Source organism: Mannheimia sp. USDA-ARS-USMARC-1261 (genome assembly GCF_000521605.1).
GTDB classification, from domain to species: domain Bacteria; phylum Pseudomonadota; class Gammaproteobacteria; order Enterobacterales; family Pasteurellaceae; genus Mannheimia; species Mannheimia indoligenes.
On sequence record NZ_CP006942.1, the window covers coordinates 206960 to 229574 of the forward strand.

At 41.0% G+C, this 22615-nt stretch carries 20 protein-coding genes; 17 read left to right on the forward strand and 3 right to left on the reverse strand.

From position 1 onward, the window contains the following. The first annotated feature begins 1 nt into the window (after position 1). The 5 genes from rplA (at position 2) to X781_RS01010 (ending at position 2826) form a co-directional block, all read left to right on the forward strand. Entirely contained in the window at positions 2-691 is a 690-nt protein-coding gene (gene rplA, locus X781_RS00990) for a 50S ribosomal protein L1 (protein WP_025235142.1), read from the forward strand. Between the two features lie 286 nt (positions 692-977). Beyond that, positions 978-1469: a 50S ribosomal protein L10 gene (rplJ, locus tag X781_RS00995; protein WP_025235143.1), complete on the forward strand. Its 492-nt coding sequence runs from the start codon at positions 978-980 to the stop codon at positions 1467-1469. Positions 1470-1524: 55 nt separating this feature from the next. Next, positions 1525-1890 (forward strand): 50S ribosomal protein L7/L12, encoded by a 366-nt coding sequence (rplL, locus tag X781_RS01000; RefSeq protein ID WP_005621166.1) that lies wholly within the window; start codon positions 1525-1527, stop codon positions 1888-1890. A gap of 295 nt (positions 1891-2185) precedes the next feature. Continuing rightward, positions 2186-2425 carry an antitoxin gene (locus tag X781_RS01005; RefSeq protein WP_025235144.1) on the forward strand — a complete coding sequence of 80 codons (240 nt, stop codon included), beginning with the start codon at positions 2186-2188 and terminating at the stop codon, positions 2423-2425. Then, entirely contained in the window at positions 2422-2826 is a 405-nt protein-coding gene (locus tag X781_RS01010) for a type II toxin-antitoxin system VapC family toxin (RefSeq protein WP_025235145.1), read from the forward strand. The genes X781_RS01005 and X781_RS01010 overlap by 4 nt, the downstream gene beginning before the upstream one ends. 176 nt (positions 2827-3002) lie before the next feature. Here X781_RS01010 and X781_RS01015 read toward each other — a convergent pair whose 3' ends face one another. Continuing rightward, complete coding sequence (locus tag X781_RS01015) at positions 3003-3263, reverse strand: helix-turn-helix domain-containing protein (protein WP_025235146.1); 261 nt, start codon at positions 3261-3263, stop codon at positions 3003-3005. Positions 3264-3476: 213 nt separating this feature from the next. Here X781_RS01015 and X781_RS01020 point away from each other — a divergent pair, with 213 nt between their 5' ends. The 7 genes from X781_RS01020 (at position 3477) to X781_RS12355 (ending at position 14532) form a co-directional block, all read left to right on the forward strand. Continuing rightward, positions 3477-3971 carry a hypothetical protein gene (locus tag X781_RS01020; protein WP_025235147.1) on the forward strand — a complete coding sequence of 165 codons (495 nt, stop codon included), beginning with the start codon at positions 3477-3479 and terminating at the stop codon, positions 3969-3971. An 11-nt stretch (positions 3972-3982) separates the two neighbouring features. Continuing rightward, on the forward strand, positions 3983-4285 hold the full coding sequence (locus X781_RS01025) for a hypothetical protein (protein WP_025235148.1): 303 nt from the start codon (positions 3983-3985) through the stop codon (positions 4283-4285). 327 nt (positions 4286-4612) lie between these two features. Next, positions 4613-8638, forward strand: coding sequence for a DNA-directed RNA polymerase subunit beta (gene rpoB, locus X781_RS01030; RefSeq protein ID WP_025235149.1), 4026 nt, complete (start codon positions 4613-4615; stop codon positions 8636-8638). A gap of 181 nt (positions 8639-8819) precedes the next feature. Next, positions 8820-13103, forward strand: coding sequence for a DNA-directed RNA polymerase subunit beta' (gene rpoC, locus X781_RS01035; protein ID WP_025235150.1), 4284 nt, complete (start codon positions 8820-8822; stop codon positions 13101-13103). A 212-nt stretch (positions 13104-13315) separates the two neighbouring features. After that, positions 13316-13672, forward strand: a complete 357-nt coding sequence (locus X781_RS01040; protein WP_025235151.1) for a helix-turn-helix domain-containing protein — start codon at positions 13316-13318, stop codon at positions 13670-13672. Next, on the forward strand, positions 13672-14199 hold the full coding sequence (locus X781_RS01045; RefSeq protein ID WP_025235152.1) for an ImmA/IrrE family metallo-endopeptidase: 528 nt from the start codon (positions 13672-13674) through the stop codon (positions 14197-14199). Before X781_RS01040 ends, X781_RS01045 begins: the two co-directional genes overlap by 1 nt. 195 nt (positions 14200-14394) lie before the next feature. Then, complete coding sequence (locus X781_RS12355; RefSeq protein ID WP_200865317.1) at positions 14395-14532, forward strand: hypothetical protein; 138 nt, start codon at positions 14395-14397, stop codon at positions 14530-14532. A gap of 171 nt (positions 14533-14703) precedes the next feature. Here the strand turns inward: X781_RS12355 and hemL are convergent, their stop codons facing one another. Next, positions 14704-15984 carry a glutamate-1-semialdehyde 2,1-aminomutase gene (gene hemL, locus X781_RS01050; protein WP_025235153.1) on the reverse strand — a complete coding sequence of 427 codons (1281 nt, stop codon included), beginning with the start codon at positions 15982-15984 and terminating at the stop codon, positions 14704-14706. A gap of 142 nt (positions 15985-16126) precedes the next feature. Between hemL and wecA the strand changes: the two genes are divergently transcribed. The 5 genes from wecA to rffA are packed head-to-tail and all read left to right on the forward strand — an operon-like array spanning position 16127 to position 21082. Next, the gene (gene wecA, locus X781_RS01055; RefSeq protein ID WP_025235154.1) at positions 16127-17191 is read left to right on the forward strand and encodes a UDP-N-acetylglucosamine--undecaprenyl-phosphate N-acetylglucosaminephosphotransferase; all 1065 of its coding nucleotides are present in this window, start codon (positions 16127-16129) and stop codon (positions 17189-17191) included. A gap of 11 nt (positions 17192-17202) precedes the next feature. Beyond that, positions 17203-18012 (forward strand): Wzz/FepE/Etk N-terminal domain-containing protein, encoded by an 810-nt coding sequence (locus X781_RS01060; RefSeq protein ID WP_025235155.1) that lies wholly within the window; start codon positions 17203-17205, stop codon positions 18010-18012. A gap of 48 nt (positions 18013-18060) precedes the next feature. Further along, positions 18061-19305, forward strand: a complete 1245-nt coding sequence (gene wecC, locus X781_RS01065) for a UDP-N-acetyl-D-mannosamine dehydrogenase (protein ID WP_025235156.1) — start codon at positions 18061-18063, stop codon at positions 19303-19305. Then, positions 19293-19937 (forward strand): dTDP-4-amino-4,6-dideoxy-D-galactose acyltransferase, encoded by a 645-nt coding sequence (gene rffC / locus X781_RS01070; protein ID WP_025235157.1) that lies wholly within the window; start codon positions 19293-19295, stop codon positions 19935-19937. Before wecC ends, rffC begins: the two co-directional genes overlap by 13 nt. Beyond that, positions 19934-21082: a dTDP-4-amino-4,6-dideoxygalactose transaminase gene (gene rffA / locus X781_RS01075; RefSeq protein ID WP_038643841.1), complete on the forward strand. Its 1149-nt coding sequence runs from the start codon at positions 19934-19936 to the stop codon at positions 21080-21082. The genes rffC and rffA overlap by 4 nt, the downstream gene beginning before the upstream one ends. Before the next feature lie 34 nt (positions 21083-21116). Here rffA and glnA read toward each other — a convergent pair whose 3' ends face one another. Then, a complete protein-coding gene (gene glnA, locus X781_RS01080) occupies positions 21117-22538 on the reverse strand; it encodes a type I glutamate--ammonia ligase (protein ID WP_025235159.1) in 1422 nt (473 codons plus the stop codon). Between the last annotated feature and the right edge of the window lie 77 nt (positions 22539-22615).

Consider the following 22615-nt stretch of genomic DNA (forward strand, 5'->3'; position numbering starts at 1 on the left):
AATGGCTAAATTGACTAAAAAAATGAAAGCAATTAAAGCTGGCGTAGATTCTACTAAAGCTTATGACATCAACGAAGCAGTTGAAGTGTTAAAAAAATTCGCAACAGCGAAATTCGTTGAAAGTGTTGATGTTGCAGTAAACTTAGGTATCGATCCTCGTAAATCAGACCAAAACGTACGTGGTGCAACAGTATTACCACACGGTACAGGTCGTACGGCACGTGTTGCTGTGTTCACTCAAGGTGCTAACGCAGAAGCAGCGAAAGCAGCGGGTGCAGATTTAGTGGGTATGGAAGATCTTGCAGAGCAAATCAAGAAAGGCGAAATGAACTTTGACGTTGTTATCGCTTCTCCGGATGCAATGCGTGTTGTAGGTCAATTAGGTCAAGTATTAGGTCCACGTGGCTTAATGCCAAACCCGAAAGTAGGTACTGTAACTCCAAACGTTGCTGAAGCAGTTAAAAATGCAAAATCAGGTCAGATCCGTTACCGTAATGACAAAAATGGTATTATCCATACTACTATCGGTAAAGCAGACTTCGCACCTGAGCAATTAAAAGAAAACCTACAAGCGTTGTTAGCGGCTTTAACTAAAGCTAAACCAACAACTGCTAAAGGTATCTTCATCAAGAAAGTAAGCATCTCTACAACTATGGGTGCTGGTGTAGCGGTTGATCAAGCTTCACTTTAATTTCTCGTTAGAAGTTAAAACTTTACAGGGTCGCAGATTATCTGTATAATTTGCGACCTTAACTTGCGAGAGCAAGCTGATGGTGCTTAGCCTAATCTAAGCCCCGTCTAAGACTGTAGGGGTGAAAACTTAATTATCCTACATAGATGGTGAACAGACAGAATTCTCTGCTTCTGTACACCTTAGGCTCAGAAGATTGCAACTTGTTGTAAAACAAGCGGTGATATTTTTGGGATTTTTTGTAAATTCTACTTGAAAGAGTAGAGTGTATCAGGAGCTAAAACCAATGGCATTAAATCTTCAAGACAAACAAGCGATTGTTGCTGAAGTAAACGAAGCTGCCAAAGGTGCACTTTCAGCTGTTGTTGCGGATTCACGTGGCGTAACAGTTGAAAAAATGACTGAGTTACGTAAAGCAGCTCGCGAAGCTGGTGTTACAATGCAAGTTGTACGTAATACTTTATTACGTCGTGCAGTGGAAGGCACAGAATTCGAGTGCTTAACAGATACGTTTACCGGTCCAACTCTTATCGCATTCTCAAATGAACACCCAGGTGCAGCAGCACGTTTGTTCACTGAATTTGCGAAAACAAACAAAGAGTTTGAACTTAAAGGTGCAGCCTTTGAAGGTAAAAGACAAGATGTTGCATTCTTAGCGACATTACCGACTTACGAAGAAGCAATTGCACGTTTAATGGGCACAATGAAAGAAGCTGCGGCAGGCAAACTTGTTCGCACTCTTGCAGCATTACGCGACCAAATGGAAGCAGCTGCTTAATTTTAGCAGTACTTCTTTATTCGTTTAACTTTATTTACTTTAGGAATCGATTGTTATGTCATTAACTAACGAACAAATCATTGAAGCGATTGCTTCTAAATCAGTATCAGAAATCGTTGAATTAATCACAGCGATGGAAGAAAAATTCGGCGTTTCAGCAGCGGCAGCAGTTGCAGCAGCAGCTCCAGCAGCAGCGGCAGCAGAAGAGAAAACTGAATTCGACGTAATCTTAGCAGAAGCTGGTGCAAACAAAGTTGCTGTAATCAAAGCAGTACGTGGTGCAACAGGTTTAGGCTTAAAAGAAGCTAAAGACTTAGTTGAATCAGCACCTGCAGCGTTAAAAGAAGGCATCTCTAAAGGTGAAGCTGAAGCACTTAAGAAAGAATTAGAAGAAGCTGGTGCGAAAGTAGAAATCAAATAATTTTTGATTTAACTTTTCCCGAACTTCAAGTTCAACAAACCCCGATGGAAACATCGGGGTTTTGTTTTTGCAAGCGGTGATTTTTATCCGATTTTTTGCAAAAAATGGCAGAAAAACGACCGCTTGTTATTAGATTTCAATAGATATGTTTAAAAATCACGAGAATTTAAAGGTATTTTATTGATATGTTTATCGGATAAACATATATATTGTGCATAAAAACGGCTATTGCAATCAATGAAAAATAAGCATAGTATATACTCATAACATTTAATGTATATATTGAGGGCGTGGTATGCGAACAAAAGTTTTCCAAAGTGGTAATAGCCAAGCGGTGAGGATTCCGTTTGATTTCCGTTTTGACGTAGATACCGTAGAGATTTTACAAGGGCAGAATGGCGATGTTATTTTGCGTCCGGTGAAACCTCAAGCCGATATGGAATTTCTAGCTTTATTTTCCGATTTTGATGATGATTTTATTCAGGCATTGGAAGATCGTGATACATCTCCACCACAAGAGCGAGATGATTTATGATCTATATGCTTGATACCAATATTTTGATTTATTTAATGAAAAATCGACCGCTTGCGGTGGCAGAACGTGTAGCACAACTTACGCCAAGTGATCAATTAGTTATGAGCTTTATTACCTATGCTGAATTGCTCAAAGGAGCAAATGGCAGTGCTAATCCGGAAAAAGCCTTAGCGAATATCGAAAAGTTGAAACAACGTATTTCAGTTGTTTACCCAAATGAAAAAATCTGTGAATTTTATGGTGTTTGGGCAAATAAATTGAAGTTACAAGGCAAGCCCATTGGTGGAAATGATTTATGGATTACTTGTCACGCTTTAGCTTGTAATGCGATATTAGTAACGCATAATGTCAAAGAGTTCGAGCGAATTGAAGCATTAAATTGGCAAGATTGGACGTGTTAAAAATGTAGGGGCAAAATATTTTTTGCCCTTTTTGGTATTTGATATTTGAATAGGGCGAAAGATGTTTCGCCCCTACGGTGCGGCAATGATTTAATCAATATTGTAGCGGTGGGGCAAGCCCCGCCTTACGTTGAGATTATTTGCAAAAAATAGTAGAAAAACGACCGCTTGTTTTTTTATTTTTGAATTAAATCATCTACTGAATAGTCGCTTTTCAGTAGGTCTATTAGGCTGACGTTTAGGGCGTCGGCTATTTTCCCCATCGCATCAATTGAGATGGCTCTTTTCCCTCTTTCGACATCACTTATATAAGCTCGGTTCAGTTCGGCGTCAAAAGCTAATGCCTCTTGAGAAATATCCTTTAATCGGCGGATTTTTCTAAGATTATTGGCGAAAGTATGTCGAATCGGGTGGCTGGTCAGCGTTTCATTTTTCATTCCCTTAGTATTGTTTTTAGGGATAAACCTATCAATCTACTAATGAATACTAAATGTAGCCTATCGTTTATATCATTCTTCTAATTTCTCGCTAGAATACTTTAAGGAAAATTGAACAAATAAAAATCAATTTTTCAAGGGAGTATACTCCCTTTACTTCCTATTGACATAGGAAGTAAAACATCTCTATCAAACCATTTCTAAGGATTTATTATGTACAAAAAATTTCTTAAATCTATTTTATTAGTTACCGTTGCAACCTTTTCTCTTTCGACTCTGGTGAGTGCTAAGCCAATTCCTAAAAATTTAGTAGCAAATCAAATTTTTCAAGGACTTCTGGGGGGGACTTATACACAAAAAGACATAAATGTAGCACTTAAAAAAGAGCAACCTAATGTGATGGGCTTTGAAGCTTATCACCAATTGACTGGCTATTTGCAGGGAGATAAAGATAGAAGTATTGATAAATCTTATTTTTATGCTAAAAAAGCAGCCACTAAAAATGATGTTTTGGGTAAATATACTTTAGGGGTTTTATATTTGCTAGGTTATAAGCAGGAAAATAGACTAGGGGAGACAGGAAGTAAACTCAAGGGATTAGAGCTGATTGAGCAGGCTTGTTTAAAGGATAAAGTAGTAGAAAAATATAGTTATTCTGTTGAGATTGCTTCAATGTGTTCCGATGTAGAAAAAGAGTACAAAAAATAAGGTAATGGATTATGGTGTTTTTTATTGTTTTAGCTGGATTATTTATTATCGCTGGATTTGGGTTGTATTTAGCTCAAGGTAAAATACCTGACTTTGGAATCAGCTCAGTGCAAGTCGGAAAAGTGATTGTTGTTTTATGTATTAGTGGTGGATATGCTCTTACTTTGGGAAATGTAGTGACTATTCAAGGTTCAAAAGCAACCATTAATTATGTTGAATGGGGCTATTATTTCTTAATTTCTATCTTCGCTATCGGTTTTGCAAGCCTATTTTTCGGTAGTAAATTAGCTCAAGACGAAGAGAAAAACCAATAATTTTTCCCATAAAAACAAGCGGTCAAATTGTTGTAAAATTTTGTAAAACCCGCTATAATTTACAACCATTTTTAGTAAAAATTGGCTGACGGCTTGACCGGTCAGCCTTTTGTGCTTGAACGCAAGTGTTGGTTTTGTCATTTTAATCAACAAAATTTGCAAATTTCCTGCCCAATTTGACCGCTTGCAGTAGTGATTTTTGACTGCTTGATTGGCGATTGGAAAATGACACCTCGTACAGTTTTTTATAATGCCACTTCCAACCGAGTCTTTCGTGTCGGATTGTGTAATCTCAACCAAAATATATTTCAGAGGCTATCTTAAAAAATGGCATATTCATATTCCGAGAAAAAGCGTATCCGTAAGAGCTTTGGCAAACGTCCACAAGTTCTGAACGTACCTTATCTATTAACAATTCAGCTTGATTCTTTTGAAAAATTTATTGAAAAAGATCCTGAAGGGCAACAAGGTTTAGAAGCGGCATTCCGTTCAGTTTTCCCGATTGTGAGCAACAACGGTGCAACTGAATTGCAATACGTTTCTTACGAATTAGGCGAGCCGGTGTTTGACGTGCGTGAATGTCAAATTCGTGGCACAACCTATGCTGCACCATTACGCGTGAAATTGCGTTTAGTGTCTTACGACCGTGAGGCTGCTGCCGGTACAATCAAAGATATTAAAGAGCAAAACGTGTATATGGGCGAAATCCCTTTAATGACCGACAACGGTACTTTCGTTATCAACGGTACTGAGCGTGTTATTGTTTCTCAATTACACCGTAGCCCGGGTGTGTTCTTCGATTCTGACAAAGGTAAAACCCACTCTTCAGGTAAAGTGCTTTATAACGCACGTATTATTCCTTACCGTGGTTCTTGGTTAGATTTCGAGTTCGATCCGAAAGATAACTTATTCGCCCGTATCGACCGTCGCCGTAAATTACCGGCAACTATCATTTTGCGTGCATTAGGCTACACGACCGAAGAAATCTTAAACTTATTCTTCGAGAAAGTTAAATTTGAAATTGTTGATAACAAATTATTAATGACGTTAGTGCCTGAGCGTTTAAGAGGCGAAACAGCTTCATTTGATATTGCGGCAAACGGTAAAGTGTATGTTGAAATGGGTCGCCGTATCACTGCTCGTCATATTCGTGCATTAGAAAAAGATAACGTTACCCAAATTGAAGTGCCGGTTGAGTACATCGTCGGTAAAGTAGCAGCACAAGATTATGTTGATTTATCATCAGGTGAAGTGATCTGCCCTGCGAATATGGAAATCTCAATGGAGATGTTAGCGAACCTTTCGGCAGCAGGCTATAAAGAGATCGAAGTACTATTTACCAACGATTTAGATCACGGTCCATACATTTCTGAAACATTACGTGTTGATCCAACTTACGACCGTTTAAGTGCGTTAGTGGAAATTTACCGTATGATGCGTCCGGGCGAGCCACCAACAAAAGAAGCGGCAGAAGCGTTATTTGATAATATGTTCTTCTCTGCAGAGCGTTACGATTTATCTGCGGTAGGTCGTATGAAATTTAACCGCTCTTTGGAGATTCCAGAAGGCGAAGGCACTGGCATTTTAAGCAACGATGACATCATCGGTGTGATGAAAAAATTAATTGAGATCCGTAACGGTCGTGGCGAAGTGGACGATATCGACCACTTAGGTAACCGTCGTATCCGTTCTGTAGGTGAAATGGCAGAAAACCAATTCCGTATTGGTTTAGTTCGTGTTGAGCGTGCAGTGCGTGAGCGTTTATCTTTAGGTGATTTAGATGGCGTAACACCACAAGATTTAATCAATGCGAAACCGATTTCTGCGGCAGTGAAAGAGTTTTTCGGCTCTTCACAACTTTCGCAATTTATGGACCAAAATAACCCGCTTTCAGAGGTTACGCACAAACGCCGTATTTCTGCATTAGGTCCGGGTGGTTTAACCCGTGAGCGTGCGGGCTTTGAGGTTCGAGATGTTCACCCGACTCACTACGGTCGTTTGTGTCCAATTGAAACCCCAGAGGGTCCAAACATCGGTTTGATCAACTCACTTTCTGTGTATGCTCGTACCAATAACTACGGTTTCTTAGAAACCCCATTCCGTAAAGTGGTTGATGGTCAAGTAACAGAAGAGATCGAGTACTTATCAGCGATTGAAGAGAGCAATAATATCATTGCTCAGGCGAACTCAAACTTAGATGAAAACTTCCGCTTTACTGATACTTATGTAACTTGCCGTCAGCAAGGTGAGTCAGGTTTATTCAAGCCAGAAGAAGTTCAGTATATGGACATCTCAACTCAACAAGTGGTTTCTGTGGCGGCAGCGTTAATTCCGTTCTTAGAGCACGACGATGCGAACCGTGCGTTGATGGGGGCGAATATGCAACGTCAGGCAGTTCCAACATTACGTGCGGATAAACCATTAGTCGGTACGGGTATGGAAAAACCAATTGCCCTTGACTCTGGTGTAGCGATTGTTGCAAAACGTGGTGGTACAGTTCAATATGTTGATGCATCTCGTATCGTAGTTAAAGTGAATGAAGATGAAACGATTCCGGGTGAAGCAGGTATCGACATCTATAACTTAATTAAATACACCCGTTCAAACCAAAACACCTGTATCAACCAAGTACCTTGTGTGAACTTAGGCGAGCCGGTAGCTCGTGGTGAGATCTTAGCAGACGGTCCTTCAACAGACTTAGGTGAATTAGCGTTAGGTCAAAATATCCGTGTGGCATTTATGCCTTGGAACGGTTATAACTTCGAAGACTCAATGTTAGTGTCTGAGCGTGTGGTTCAAGAAGATCGCTTCACGACAATCCACATTCAAGAATTATCTTGTGTAGCTCGTGATACCAAATTAGGTGCTGAAGAAATCACAGCAGATATTCCAAACGTGGGTGAATCTGCATTAAGCAAATTAGATGAATCGGGTATTGTTTACATCGGTGCGGAAGTGAAAGGTGGCGACATCTTAGTCGGTAAAGTAACCCCTAAAGGTGAAACCCAATTAACACCGGAAGAGAAACTATTACGTGCGATCTTCGGTGAAAAAGCATCAGACGTTAAAGATTCTTCACTTCGTGTACCAAACGGTACTTCAGGTACGGTTATCGATGTTCAAGTATTTACCCGTGATGGCGTAGAGAAAGACAAACGTGCGAAAGAAATCGAAGAACTTCAACTTCGTGAAGCGAAGAAAGATTTATCTGAAGAGTTAGAAATCTTAGAAGCCGGTTTATTCACTCGTGTTCGCAACTTGTTAATCGAAGGCGGCGTGAAAGAGTCTGCACTAGATGGCGTTGCTCGTGAGAAATGGTTAGAACAAACTTTAGATGACGAAGCGAAACAAAATCAATTAGAGCAGTTAGCGGAACAACACGAAGAGTTACGCAAAGAGTTTGAACGTAAACTTGAAATCAAACGTAACAAAATCATTCAAGGCGATGATTTAGCACCGGGCGTGTTAAAAGTAGTTAAAGTGTACCTTGCGGTTAAACGCCAAATCCAACCGGGTGATAAGATGGCTGGTCGTCACGGTAACAAAGGTGTTATCTCAAAAATCAACCCTGTTGAAGATATGCCATACGATGAAAACGGTCAGCCGGTTGAAATCGTGTTGAACCCGTTAGGTGTTCCATCTCGTATGAACATCGGTCAGATCTTAGAAACTCACTTAGGCTTAGCGGCTCGTGGTATCGGTGATCAGATCGACAAGATGATTAAGCAACAGCAAGAAATTGCTAAATTACGTGAATATATCCAAAAAGCGTATGACTTAGGACACGGTTCACAAGTGGTTGATTTAAGCACCTTCACAGATGAAGAAGTAATGCGTTTAGCACAAAACTTACGTAAAGGTTTACCGCTTGCAACACCTGTATTCGATGGTGCTCACGAAACGGAGATCAAAGGCTTATTAGAATTAGGTGGCTTACCGACTTCAGGTCAGATTACCCTTTACGATGGTCGCACAGGTGAGAAATTCGAGCGTCCTGTAACTGTTGGTTATATGTATATGCTCAAATTGAACCACTTAGTTGATGACAAAATGCACGCACGTTCAACTGGTTCTTATAGCCTTGTTACTCAACAACCGTTGGGTGGTAAAGCACAGTTCGGTGGTCAGCGTTTCGGTGAGATGGAGGTTTGGGCATTAGAAGCATACGGTGCTGCTTACACCTTACAAGAAATGCTCACAGTGAAATCAGATGACGTGAACGGTCGTACGAAGATGTACAAAAATATCGTAGACGGCACACATTATATGGAGCCGGGTATCCCAGAGTCATTTAATGTAATCACCAAAGAGATCCGTGCATTAGCGATCGATATGGAGTTAGACGAAGCGTAATAGTTGATTTTCCCTTGATCAAACTCCTCTCTTTAGAAAAGAGGGGAGCAGATCGGAGAATAAACTACAACAAGCGGTCAAATTTCGTAAAAATTTTGCAAAATCTAACCGCTTGTAGACAAAATTTACTCGCTCGGCTAATTGCGGGGCGAACTTAAAAACCTACCCTAGGGGCAAAAAAGTGAAAGACTTAGTGAAGTTTTTAAAAGCACAAACAAAATCAAGCGATGATTTTGATGTGATTAAAATTGGTTTAGCATCACCGGACAAGATTCGTTCTTGGTCGTTCGGTGAAGTAAAAAAACCGGAAACGATTAACTACCGTACCTTCAAACCAGAGCGTGATGGTTTATTCTGTGCACGTATTTTCGGACCGGTAAAAGATTACGAGTGTTTATGTGGTAAATATAAACGTTTAAAACATCGTGGTGTAATTTGTGAAAAATGCGGTGTTGAAGTAACCCAAACTAAAGTACGCCGTGAGCGTATGGGTCATATCGAATTAGCGTGTCCGGTTGCTCATATTTGGTTCTTAAAATCACTTCCGTCCCGTATCGGCTTAATTTTAGATATGCCGCTACGTGATATTGAACGTGTACTTTATTTCGAAAGCTATGTAGTAACTGAACCGGGTATGACTGATTTAGAGAAAAATCAGCTATTAACCGAAGAACAGTTTATGGATGCTGAAGAGCGTTGGGGCGATGAGTTTGAAGCGAAAATGGGTGCAGAAGGTATCCAAGCATTACTTCGTGATTTAGATTTAGAACATCAGTGCGAAGTATTGCGTGAAGAGTTACAAGAAACTAACTCTGAAACCAAACGTAAAAAAATCACTAAACGTTTAAAAACTTTAGAAGCGTTCTTGCAATCAGGCAACAAACCTGAGTGGATGGTAATGACAGTATTACCGGTATTGCCACCGGATTTACGTCCGTTAGTTCCGCTTGATGGTGGTCGTTTTGCAACTTCTGACTTAAACGATTTATATCGCCGTGTAATCAACCGTAATAACCGTTTAAAACGCTTATTAGACTTAGTTGCACCGGATATCATCGTGCGTAACGAAAAACGTATGTTACAAGAGTCTGTAGACGCGTTATTAGACAACGGTCGTCGTGGTCGTGCGATTACCGGTTCTAACAAACGTCCGTTAAAATCTTTGGCAGATATGATCAAAGGTAAACAAGGTCGTTTCCGTCAAAACTTATTAGGTAAACGTGTAGACTATTCAGGTCGTTCAGTAATTACCGTAGGTCCATACTTACGCTTACACCAATGTGGCTTACCGAAAAAAATGGCATTGGAATTATTCCGTCCGTTTATCTACTCTAAATTAGAATCTCGTGGCATTGCATCAACTATCAAAGCTGCGAAGAAAATGGTAGAACGTGAAGATCCGATCGTATGGGATATTCTTGCAGAAGTTATCCGTGAGCATCCGATTCTTCTGAACCGTGCACCAACGCTTCACCGTTTAGGTATTCAAGCGTTTGAACCGTTACTGATCGAAGGTAAAGCAATCCAGTTACACCCACTTGTGTGTGCGGCGTTCAACGCGGACTTCGATGGAGACCAAATGGCGGTACACGTTCCATTAACACTTGAAGCTCAGTTAGAAGCTCGTGCGTTAATGATGTCTACCAACAACGTACTTTCACCGGCAAGTGGTGATCCGATTATCGTACCATCTCAAGACGTTGTATTAGGCTTGTACTATATGACCCGTGAGAAAGTAAACGGTAAAGGCGAAGGAATGTACTTCCTAGACCCACGTGAAGCGGAAAAAGCTTACCGTACCGGTCAGGCAGAATTACACTCTCGTGTTAAAGTGCGTGTAACCGAATATGAGAAAAATGAAACAGGCGAGTTTGTTGCTAAAACTGAATTAGTGGATACCACTATCGGTCGTGCAATCTTATGGATGATTGCACCAAAAGGTATGCCATTTAGCTTATTCAACCAAACATTAGGTAAAAAAGCGATCTCGAAATTAATTAACGAGAGCTACCGTCGTTTAGGCTTGAAAGAGTCTGTGGTTTTAGCTGACCAAATTATGTACACAGGTTTCGCCTACGCGGCACGTTCAGGTGCATCGGTTGGTATTGATGATATGGTTATCCCAGAACAAAAATACTCAATCATTGAAGCAGCTGAAGCAGAAGTTGCTGAAATTCAAGAGCAATTCAATGGCGGTCTAGTAACTGCCGGTGAGCGTTATAACAAAGTAATCGATATTTGGGCGGCGGCAAACGAACGTGTTGCAAAAGCGATGATGGAAAACCTTTCAACGGAAGAAGTCATCAACCGTGAAGGTAATCCTGAAAAACAAGCATCATTCAACAGCATCTTTATGATGGCAGACTCCGGTGCTCGTGGTTCTGCGGCACAGATTCGTCAGTTAGCGGGTATGCGTGGCTTGATGGCACGTCCGGATGGTTCGATTATCGAAACGCCGATCACGGCAAACTTCCGTGAAGGCTTGAACGTTCTTCAGTACTTTATTTCTACCCACGGTGCACGTAAGGGTCTTGCGGATACGGCATTAAAAACAGCGAACTCAGGTTACTTAACCCGTCGTTTAGTGGATGTAGCACAAGATTTAGTGATCATCGAAGATGACTGTGGTACACACGAAGGTATCGTGATGACCCCATTAATCGAGGGTGGTGATGTAAAAGAAGCTCTGCGTGATCGTGTATTAGGTCGTGTGGTAGCGGAAGATGTGTTAAAACCGGGTACAGATGAAGTATTAATTCCACGTAATACCTTATTAGATGAAAAATGGTGTGATGTGGTGGATCGTGAGTCAGTTGATGTGATCAAAGTACGTTCGGTGGTAACTTGTGATACAGACTTCGGTGTGTGTGCAAAATGTTACGGACGTGATCTCGCACGTGGACACTTAATTAATCAAGGTGAAGCAGTGGGTGTTATTGCGGCACAATCTATCGGTGAGCCGGGTACACAGTTAACGATGCGTACGTTCCATATCGGTGGTGCGGCATCTGCGGCAGCGAAAGAATCTAGCATTCAAGTGAAAAATGCAGGTACGATTAAGCTTACTAACGCGAAATTCGTAACTAACAAAGACGGCAAAATCGTATTAACTTCACGTAACACGGAATTAACTGTTATCGATACCTTTGGTCGTACCAAAGAAAACTACAAAGTGCCTTACGGTGCAGTGTTATCGAAAAATGACGGTGCAGAAGTAAATGCAGGTGAAGTAGTAGCAAACTGGGATCCGCACACAATGCCGGTTATCTCAGAGGTATCAGGTCGTATCCAATTTAGCGACATCGTTGATGGCTTAACGGTAACTCGTCAAACGGACGAATTAACCGGTTTATCATCAATCGTAGTGCAAGATGTGGGTGAGCGTGCAACTGCAGGTAAAGATTTACGTCCGGCACTACGTTTAGTTGATAGCAACGGTAACGATATCTTAATTCCGGGTACAGACGTTCCGGCACAATACTTCTTACCGGGTAAAGCGATTGTAACCTTAGATGACGGTGCAGAAATCGCGGTGGGTGAAGCGTTAGCTCGTATTCCACAAGAATCTGTAGGAACGAAAGATATTACCGGTGGTCTTCCACGCGTAGCAGATTTATTTGAAGCACGTAAACCGAAAGATCCGGCAATCTTGGCAGAAATTTCAGGTATCGTATCATTCGGTAAAGAAACCAAGGGTAAACGCCGCTTGGTAATTACTCCGGCTGAAGGCGAAGCGTACGAAGAAATGATTCCAAAATGGCGTCAATTAAACGTATTCGAAGGCGAGATGGTACAACGTGGTGATGTAATCTCTGATGGTGCAGAAACTCCACACGATATCTTGCGTTTACGTGGCGTACACGCAGTAACAGACTACATTGTAAACGAAGTACAAGAAGTTTACCGCTTACAAGGGGTAAAAATTAACGATAAACACATTGAAGTTATCGTTCGCCAAATGTTACGTAAAGCAACCATTACCAACGCTTACGACTCTGAATTCCTAGACGGAGAACAAGTCGAAGTAGCTCGTGTGAAAATTGCTAACCGCAAACGTGAAGCAGAAGGCAAACCACTTGTTGAGTTTGAACGTGAATTGCTTGGTATTACCAAAGCATCACTTGCAACAGAAAGTTTTATTTCGGCGGCATCGTTCCAAGAAACCACTCGTGTGCTTACTGAAGCAGCAGTGGCAGGTAAACAAGATGAGTTACGTGGCTTAAAAGAAAATGTAATCGTTGGTCGCTTAATCCCGGCAGGTACTGGTTTTGCTTACCACCAAGCTCGTGCGAAAAAACGTGCACAACTTGAAGCAGGCATCGCAGTAGCCCATGAGTTTGAAGCTCCAGCTGCAAAAGAAAACTCATTTGTTACTGATGCAGACATCGAAGCTGAATTTGAATTCGTTGCAGACGATGCAACTCAAAGTTTAGCAGCGTTGTTAAATGCGGGTGAGGAAGAGTAATAGCTCGTAGGGTGTGGTGGTGCTGCCACACCGATAAATTAAACGAAGCCCCTAGAATGGAAGTTCTAGGGGCTTTGTTCATAAAATATTCACTTGATTGTTGATTAAATAAGTAATATTTGCATTAAATTAACCTGGATGTTAATATTTTAACTGATAGGTTAATTTAGCTGATTGAAAGCTAAGATTTATCTTATGTAAAGGAGTGTATCATGAAACTAACAAATTTTGGTAAATTTATAAGGGGGTATCGAGGGGTTCATAATATCTTACTAAAACAAATGGCGGATGCTTTAGGTTTTAGTTCAGCATTTCTTTCATCCATAGAGAATGGTAATAAACCAATTCCCCAAGATATAGAACAAAAATTAATTAATAGTTATACCTTTACTGATGAAGAAAAAGAAGATTTATATCGATCTATTGATACAACGAGAAAGCAAAGTACTATCGAAATTCCACAAAATTCCTTAGATCAGATGTTAGTTGGTGCGTTTTGTCGTAATTTCAATGAGTTAGATGAATCAAGAAAACAAGAATTATTGAACTTATTAAAAGGAGTTAAATAATGAGTTCTGTATTTTATCAAGAGGGGTTTTCAGTCCCTGCGCTATCTAAACAAAAAATTGATACTATTACTCAGTTTATTCGAAAGGCTAACCCACATTGGGTAAATGAACATGGTGCAATAGATGTGCTTGCCTTGTTGGAATTTGAATATCAGAAATATCATATACTTCCAGATAATGAAATGAAAGGTATTCTTGGATTAACGTTACCAACAGGTGATATTCTATTAAGACAAAGTGTTTATGATGGTGCATGTGATGGTAATGGTAGAGATCGATTTACTATCGCACATGAGATTGGGCATGGTATATTGCATCAAGAATATATTGGTTTAGCTCGCCCAGTAGGAAGCAGTACTAAAATTTATTGTAATGCAGAATGGCAAGCGAATGAATTTGCAGGAAGACTTTTATTACCAGACAGCTATATAGCACTCTATCAAGATATGTCTGTTGGAGATATTGCAGAATTATTCGGTGTTAGCTATGAATGTGCTCAAACAAGAATAGCTAAATTTGGCAAATAAAAACCCAATCATAAAGATTGGGTTTATGGAGAGTAAAGATATTGGCGTATCAATACTCGATATTGTTCTCCTTCCGCAATATCCAAAGCATATTGAAGAACAAACTTTCTGAAAAAAGTGTTCGCTATTTTAAACTAATCGATATGTTGTTGTCTACGAGCAAGTGAAGGTAATTAAACCTTTGAGGTAAATAATATGCAACAGCATAAACCTGCTCCTAAAGGCTTTAAATGGATTTGTACACCGCAACGGAAAGTACGTGGTAAATCCTCAAAAGTCTTATATGCAAAGGACTATGGTTATCAAGCTTGGTGCTTTTTAGTTCGAGCTTAACCTTTAATAAAGTTTATAGTTCTAAAAGATATAAAGTTATTCTTCTTGATAGCACCCGTCTTCTTACGGGTGCTTTTTTAATGATACTGATAGTTTAAGTGTCTATGCTTGTGCCATTCTGTACTATACAAGCGGTCAAATTTCCCCAAAACCCAATCGCTTGTAAATTTCTTAAAGCTCCCCAAACGCTTTATCCACCGCTTCCAACGTGCGAGCAATATCTTCATCACTATGAGCTAAAGACATAAATCCTGCCTCAAATGCAGATGGTGCTAAATATACACCTTGTTCCAACATTAAGTGGAAGAAGTGGTTGAACTTCGCGGCATCGCATTTCATCACTTCTTGGAAGTTGGTTACTGCTTTTTGTTCGGTGAAGAATAAGCCGAACATTCCGCCAACATATTGTACTGTGAGTGGTACGTTATGTTTATCAGCAAGGGTTTTAAAGCCTTCGGCTAATGTTTTAGTTTTCGATGCGAGAAGTTCCTCATTGCCTGATTTTGATAATTCGGTTAAGCACGCCAAGCCTGCTGCCATTGCAATCGGGTTGCCTGAAAGTGTGCCTGCTTGGTAAACCGGACCGGTTGGGGCGATGTGTTCCATAATTTCTTTTTTACCGCCGAATGCACCCACCGGCATACCGCCGCCGATAATTTTGCCGAGTGTAGTTAAATCAGGTGTAACGCCGTAGTAAGATTGAGCTCCACCAAGTGCGACACGGAAGCCCGTCATTACTTCATCAATAATAAATACTGCACCGTATTGAGTACAAAGCTCACGCAAGCCTTGCAAAAAGCCTTCTTGTGGCGGAATACAGTTCATATTACCGGCAACAGGCTCAACAATTAAACAAGCGATCTCATTTGGATATTGTTCAAATGCTGCTTTCACCGAATCTAAATCGTTATAAGTGCAAGTAAGCGTGTGTTTTGCAAAATCTGCCGGTACGCCCGGACCACTTGGCTGGCCAAGTGTTAAAGCACCTGAACCGGCTTTCACTAGAAGCGAATCAGAATGCCCGTGGTAGCAGCCTTCAAATTTGATGATTTTATCTCGCCCTGTGTAGCCACGAGCTAAGCGAATAGCAGACATTGTAGCTTCTGTGCCGGAGCTTACCATTCTCACCATTTCAATCGATGGTACTAATTTGCAGACTAATTCGGCAAGGGTGATTTCAGCCGCAGTTGGAGCACCGAAACTTAAGCCGTTTGGCACGGCTTTTAATACGGCATCAATAATAGCCGGGTGGTTATGCCCTAGCACCATTGGTCCCCAAGAACCAACGTAGTCGATATATTGTTTGCCATCGCTATCCGTAATATAAGCACCTGCGGCTTTTTCAATAAAAACAGGTGTGCCACCGACTCCTTTGAATGCACGAACGGGGGAGTTTACCCCGCCCGGAATCACTTTTTGGGCTTGTTCAAATAGTTGTTCTGACATTGACATAATAATTCCTTTTCAGTTTTGATAAATTTGCTCTCTATTGTACTGAAAAGCCCCTATTTTCGCTAAAAAATTTTGCGACTTTGCTGCCTTGTGCTATGCTGAACATCTATTTTATTGCTCATTTTTTTGAGGTAATCCCACTATGTGGCTTACTTTTCTTACCGTTTTTATCGTTTCGTTTCTTGCCTTAATCGTTATGCGACCAGTGGCGGAATTTGTGGGTTTAGTCGATAAACCAAACTTTCGTAAACGCCATCAAGGTTTAATCCCGTTAATTGGTGGTATTGCATTATTTATCGGTAATCTCACCTTTTATTTTATGCAGTGGCAAGATATGCGACTGCCGGAGCTTTATCTCACGGCAGTTTCTATTTTGCTGGTTATCGGCGTGTTAGATGATCGCTTTGACATCAGTCCACTACTGCGAGCCGGCATTCAAGCCGCGTTAGCAGGGGCGATGATTTACAGTGGCTTATCGCTGAGCAGTTTAGGGCAGATAATCGCCCCATTTAGTATTGAGCTAGGCTGGCTTGGCATTGTATTTACCGTTTTCATTACGATTGGTGTTATTAATGCCTTCAATATGGTTGATGGTATTGATGGCTTATTAGCAGGACTTTCAAGTGTGAGCTTCGCAGGGCTCGGCACATTAATGTTTATTAAAGATGAGCCAACTTTAGGCTATTGGTGTTTTGCTATCATTCTTGTACTACTGCCGTATGCAATGTTTAACTTAAGTCTATTCGGTGCAAAATGGAAAGTATTTATGGGCGACTCAGGCAGTATGCTGATTGGCTTTACTATTATTTGGATTTTACTGTTAAGCACGCAAGGACAAGGCTCACCAATCAGCCCGATTACAGGGTTATGGCTGATTGCCGTTCCTCTTATTGATATGGTGGCAGTAATTATTCGCCGTTTGAAAAAAGGTAAAAGTCCGTTCAAACCTGACCGCTTGCATTTGCACCATTTAATGATGCGAGCAGGATTAACCTCTCGCCAAGCCCTGTTAGTGATTACACTTTGGGCTGGTTTTTGTGCCACACTTGGCATATTGGGCGAAGTATATTACTGGAACCAATGGGTAATGATGTTGATGTTCATCGGTTTGTTCTTTTTATACGCCTATTCAATTACCCACGCGTGGCGTATAACGCGTTTTATTCGCCGTTTGAAACGCCGTGCAAAACGCACTAAACAAGTTTAAAGGAAATTGTTGTGAAAACGCTATTTTATCGTTTTTTAGTTCTAATTTTATTTGCTGCCATTGGGGGCGGTGCTGGTTATGGCTTAAGTTATTCGCAGCCGGAAAAATGGAAAGTAACCGCACAATTTGAACAACCGAATGTACCTGATTTAGGTAACTACTATTCGTTACTCTCTACCTATCATTTTTTGAGTAGTAGTACGCCTGAGCTTAGCAATCAAACTGTACAAAAAGAAGCGGTTGAACAAGTTTATGAAGAATTTAAACGTAATTTAACCTCAGCAGATTTACTCCAAGCCTATTTAGTAGAAAGTGAAGTTGTGAAGTTAAAGGCACAAGTTGAGAAAAAATCGACAGCGATTGTTGCAGCTGAATTAGTGGAGCAGTTTAGTTTCCAAAAAGATGTAGCCACTTCTGCCGATAATTTGAGTTTAACGTTAGAAAATGCAGAAGATGCTCAAAAATTATTAACGGATTTTATTCCACTGGTAAATACTCAAGCTCGTGAGAGGTTAAACGCCGATTTAATTGCGAAATGGAAGGTGTTATTCCAACAAATTAAAACGGCATCAGAGTTAAATGTTGGAGCAAAAGGTAATCAAGACTGGGCGGCAAAATTGCAAATGATGCGTTCGGTTCAGCCATTAGATAACCAATTAAAAGCTTATCGTTTGGTGAAATCGCCATCTGTTCCACTAAAAGCAGAATCGCCGGATCGCCTATTTTGGTTAATGATTGGTGCATTAAGTGGATTGCTTATCGGCTTTGTGTTGAGTTTTGCAGTAAGAGCAAAAACGAATGCAACATTAGAAAATGTATAATTAAAATGGCATACGTTAGTGTGCCATTTCTATTTTTAATGGGTAAAGATGCAAAAAACTAAATTTAATCGAATTTGTATTATTGGCTTAGGCTATATCGGGCTGCCAACGGCGGTGGCTTTTGCCAATGCAGGTAAGCAAGTGATTGGGGTGGATATTAATGAGCAAGTTGTAGCAAGCCTCAAGCAAGGCAAAATTCATATTATTGAGCCTGATTTGCAAACAGCCTTTACACAAGCGGTCAAAAATGGACATTTTTTTGCAACTCAAACGCCTGAGGAGGCTGATGCCTTTATTATTGCCGTGCCAACGCCGCTATTAGAGAAAAAGCCCGATCTCTCCTATATGCAAAATGCTGCTTTAGCTATCGCCCCTTATTTACGCAAAGGGAATTTGGTGGTGCTTGAGTCCACTTCGCCTGTCGGTACAACAGAAAAATTAGCCGAGTGGTTAAGCCAAGCTCGTCCCGATTTAGCCTTTCCTGCCGATGTGCATATTGCCTACTGCCCTGAACGTGTTTTACCCGGCAGAATAATGACAGAATTGGTGGAAAATAACCGCATTATTGGTGGTTTAACCCCCCAATGCAGCCAACAAGCGGTCGATTTATACCAAATTTTTGCAAAAGGAAATTGTATTTCAACCCAAGCACGCACGGCTGAAATGTGTAAGCTGGTGGAAAATAGCTTTCGTGATGTAAATATCGCTTTTGCCAACGAACTTTCAATGATTTGCGATGAGCTGGATATTAATGTGTGGGAGCTCATTGAGCTTGCTAATCAGCACCCAAGAGTGAATATTCTACAACCCGGAGCCGGCGTGGGCGGACATTGCATTGCGGTTGATCCTTGGTTCATTGTTTCTCAATCGCCTCAATTAGCCCGTTTAATTCGTACTGCACGAGAAGTAAATAATGCCAAACCGCAATGGGTGTTAGAAAAACTCAAAGCCCTTGTGGCGGATTGTGCGGTAGAGAAAAATTGTAAACTCGGTGATCTAACCATTGCTTGTTTCGGTTTAGCCTTTAAGCCGGATATTGATGATTTGCGAGAAAGCCCAGCCCTAGCAATTACGCAACAGATAGCTCGATGGCATAAAGGCAGTGTGATGGCGGTTGAACCAAATATTCAGACGTTATCGTTAGAAAATATAACATTAGTTGATACTGCTACAGCACTTTCCCAAGCAGATATTATTGTTCTATTGGTTGATCATACACCATTCAAACAAATCTCAATTGATCGTGTAAAACAAAAATATTTGCTTGATTGCCGAGGAGTATGGCTAAGATGATCGCACCTGATAAATGGCTCTCTGATTTTTTCGGCAGAGAAATCGTGCAAGCAAAAGTAGCAGCTGATAATTTTGTTCACATAGACCGACTGCAAAAACAAGGTTTTATCTTTGTAGAAGGCGAGGTGGAATTTGCATTCGATCTTGCAAAATTTTCGCAAAATCCGACCGCTTGTAGTGAAGCAAAGGCGGCGGATTTGCCTGAGTTAATTTCATTATTTGGTTCTGCTTTTCCAAATAGCCGTTTCCGCCCGCCTTATTTTTCTATAGAGGAAAATCAACGTTTTTATCAAACTTGGATTGAAAATGCGGTAAAAGGCGAATTTGATGATATTTGCCTGATTAAACGAAATGAATTAGGGCAACTTCAAGGAGCGATTACCGTTCGTTTATTCGCCGGTAAGCAAGCTAAAATTGGCTTACTGGCGGTAGAGCCTCGTTTTCAGCAACAAGGGATGGGTTCTGCATTGTTGCACGCTGCAATCTATTGGGCGAAGCAACAGCAGGTAGATAAGTTATTTGTTGCTACGCAAAGTAGTAATCTGAAGGCTGCTCGGTTGTACCAATCTCTAGGGGCAAATATACAAGCGGTCTATTATTGGTTTTATCCTGCAATTTTAAGCAATTTATGAAAAATACAGATCTTATCCCATTCAATCAACCACCGATTATTGGCTCGGAACTTGGCTATATTCAACAAGCAATGGCGAGTGGAAAGCTATCAGGCAATGGTAAATTTACCCATTTGTGCGAACAGTGGCTGGAGAAAAACCTCACGCACAGTAAAGTGCTACTCACACCTTCTTGCACGGCAGCCTTAGAAATGGCTGCGATTTTGTTGGATATTCAGCCTGGTGATGAAGTGATTATGCCAAGTTACACTTTTGTTTCTACTGCCAACGCTTTTGTGTTGCGTGGGGCGAAAATCGTGTTTGTGGATATTCGCCCTGATACAATGAATATTGATGAAAACCAAATCGAGCAAGCAATCACACCGAAAACCAAAGCCATTGTGCCTGTGCATTATGCAGGCGTGGCGTGCGAGATGGAAAAAATTATGGCGATTGCTGAAAAGCACGGGCTTTATGTAGTGGAAGATGCTGCTCAAGCGGTTAATGCCTTTTATCAAGGCAGAGCATTAGGTTCAATCGGGCATATTGGTTGCTATAGCTTCCACGAAACCAAAAATTACTCAGCGGGTGGCGAAGGTGGAGCAATCGTGCTGAATGATCCGACATTGATCGCTAGAGCAGAGATTTTACGGGAAAAAGGCACGGATCGAAGCAGGTTTTTTCGCGGCGAGGTGGATAAATACCGTTGGCAGGATATTGGATCGAGTTTTTTAATGTCGGAAATTCAAGCTGCCTATTTGTATGCTCAAATTGAAGTGGCAGATAAAATTAATCAAAAACGATTAATTTTGTGGCAGAACTATTTGCAAGCCTTTTTGCCGTTAGCTCAAACAGGCAGAGTAGTGCTACCAAGTTCGGCAGAACAATATCAACATAACGGGCATTTGTTTTATCTGAAACTGAAAGATTTAGCTGAACGTTCGGCGTTTATTGCGTTTATGAAAGTTCAAAAGATCTTAACAGTGTTTCATTATGTACCGTTGCATTCCAGCCCTGCCGGGGGGAAGTTTGGCAGATTTAGTGGGGAAGATTGTTTTACTACAAAAGAAAGTGAACGATTAGTGAGATTGCCGCTCTTTTATAATTTCACTGAGCAAGAACAATCTAGAGTTATTGAGGCGGTGATAAGCTTTTTCGAACAATGAAAAAACGGCTGAGATTATTCTCAGCCGTTCTCTATTATGAATAATAAAGTTCAAATTCTACCGGGTGTGGGGTCATATTCACACGCTCCACTTCTTTGCGGCGAATGCCGATATACGCATCAATAAAATCTTTAGTGAACACGCCACCTTGAGTTAAGAATTCAAAGTCATTGCTTAACGCATCAAGAGCAGATTCTAACGATGAAGCAACTGTTGGAATATCTTTTAACTCTTCCGGTGGTAAATCATATAGGTTCTTATCCATTGCATCGCCCGGGTGGATTTTATTGATCACACCGTCTAAACCTGCCATTAATAATGCGGCAAAGCAAAGGTAAGGGTTCGCCATTGGGTCTGGGAAGCGAGCTTCTACACGAGTCGCTTTCGGGCTGGTTACTGCCGGAATACGGATAGATGCTGAGCGGTTACTTGCCGAATAAGCCAGTAATACCGGTGCTTCAAAGCCCGGGACTAAACGTTTGTATGAGTTAGTCGTTGGGTTGGTGAAGGCATTTAATGCTTTAGCGTGCTTGATGATACCACCGATATAGTAAAGGGCAGTTTCAGATAAGCCTGCGTATTTGTCGCCCATAAAGACGTTTTTGCCGTCTTTGCTTAACGACATATTACAGTGCATTCCCGAACCGTTATCGCCTGCGAACGGTTTTGGCATAAAGCAGGCTGTTTTACCGTGTTCAACCGCTACATTTTGCACGATATATTTGTAAATTTGGGTTTCGTCCGCTTTTAACGTTAAGCTATTAAAACGGGTTGCGATCTCATTTTGACCCGCAGTTGCAACTTCGTGGTGGTGAGCTTCGATCACTAAGCCCATTTCTTCCATCAGTAAGCACATTTCTGAGCGAATATCGTGAGCAGTATCAATTGGGGCAATCGCACAGTAGCCGCCTTTTTTCAATGGGCGATAGCCATTGTTACCGTCTTCAAATTTACGGTTAGTATTCCAAGCGGCTTCAACATCATCAATTTTGTATGAGACATTGTTCATCTCGGTGCTGAAACGCACATCGTCAAACAGGAAAAATTCCGGCTCAGGTCCGAACATCACGCTGTCGGCAATACCGGTAGATTTTAAATAGTTTTCTGCACGTTGAGCGATAGAGCGAGGGTCGCGGTCATAAGACTGCATTGTGTTAGGGTCGTAAATTGAACAGCGGATAGTGAGGGTAGGAATGCGAGCGAAAGGATCAACAACAGCAGTTTCGGCAATTGGCATTAAAAGCATATCGGCTTTATTAATCGCTTTCCAGCCCTCAACGGACGAGCCGTCGAACATTTTGCCTTCCTCAAATAAGTCTTCAAGATCATTGATGACCAAACTGACTGGTAATGAAACTCCGTGCTCTTTACCTTTAATATCAGTAAATTTTAATAAGACAAATTTGATATCATTGTCTTGAATCAGTTTAGATACGTTAGCGATTGCGTTCGACATAATATAAGTATTCCTCGTAGCGAAATTAATAAATAAAAACTCGCACATCATAGCATTTTTTTAGCTGGAAATGTGAT

Coding starts and splice junctions, on each gene's coding strand:
- rplA (WP_025235142.1), top strand. CDS start 2: ATGGCTAAATTGACTAAAAAAATGAAAGCAATTAAAGCTGGCGTAGAT.
- rplJ (WP_025235143.1), top strand. CDS start 978: ATGGCATTAAATCTTCAAGACAAACAAGCGATTGTTGCTGAAGTAAAC.
- rplL (WP_005621166.1), top strand. CDS start 1,525: ATGTCATTAACTAACGAACAAATCATTGAAGCGATTGCTTCTAAATCA.
- X781_RS01005 (WP_025235144.1), top strand. CDS start 2,186: ATGCGAACAAAAGTTTTCCAAAGTGGTAATAGCCAAGCGGTGAGGATT.
- X781_RS01010 (WP_025235145.1), top strand. CDS start 2,422: ATGATCTATATGCTTGATACCAATATTTTGATTTATTTAATGAAAAAT.
- X781_RS01015 (WP_025235146.1), bottom strand. CDS start 3,263: ATGAAAAATGAAACGCTGACCAGCCACCCGATTCGACATACTTTCGCC.
- X781_RS01020 (WP_025235147.1), top strand. CDS start 3,477: ATGTACAAAAAATTTCTTAAATCTATTTTATTAGTTACCGTTGCAACC.
- X781_RS01025 (WP_025235148.1), top strand. CDS start 3,983: ATGGTGTTTTTTATTGTTTTAGCTGGATTATTTATTATCGCTGGATTT.
- rpoB (WP_025235149.1), top strand. CDS start 4,613: ATGGCATATTCATATTCCGAGAAAAAGCGTATCCGTAAGAGCTTTGGC.
- X781_RS01040 (WP_025235151.1), top strand. CDS start 13,316: ATGAAACTAACAAATTTTGGTAAATTTATAAGGGGGTATCGAGGGGTT.
- X781_RS01045 (WP_025235152.1), top strand. CDS start 13,672: ATGAGTTCTGTATTTTATCAAGAGGGGTTTTCAGTCCCTGCGCTATCT.
- X781_RS12355 (WP_200865317.1), top strand. CDS start 14,395: ATGCAACAGCATAAACCTGCTCCTAAAGGCTTTAAATGGATTTGTACA.
- hemL (WP_025235153.1), bottom strand. CDS start 15,984: ATGTCAATGTCAGAACAACTATTTGAACAAGCCCAAAAAGTGATTCCG.
- wecA (WP_025235154.1), top strand. CDS start 16,127: ATGTGGCTTACTTTTCTTACCGTTTTTATCGTTTCGTTTCTTGCCTTA.
- wecC (WP_025235156.1), top strand. CDS start 18,061: ATGCAAAAAACTAAATTTAATCGAATTTGTATTATTGGCTTAGGCTAT.
- rffC (WP_025235157.1), top strand. CDS start 19,293: ATGGCTAAGATGATCGCACCTGATAAATGGCTCTCTGATTTTTTCGGC.
- rffA (WP_038643841.1), top strand. CDS start 19,934: ATGAAAAATACAGATCTTATCCCATTCAATCAACCACCGATTATTGGC.
- glnA (WP_025235159.1), bottom strand. CDS start 22,538: ATGTCGAACGCAATCGCTAACGTATCTAAACTGATTCAAGACAATGAT.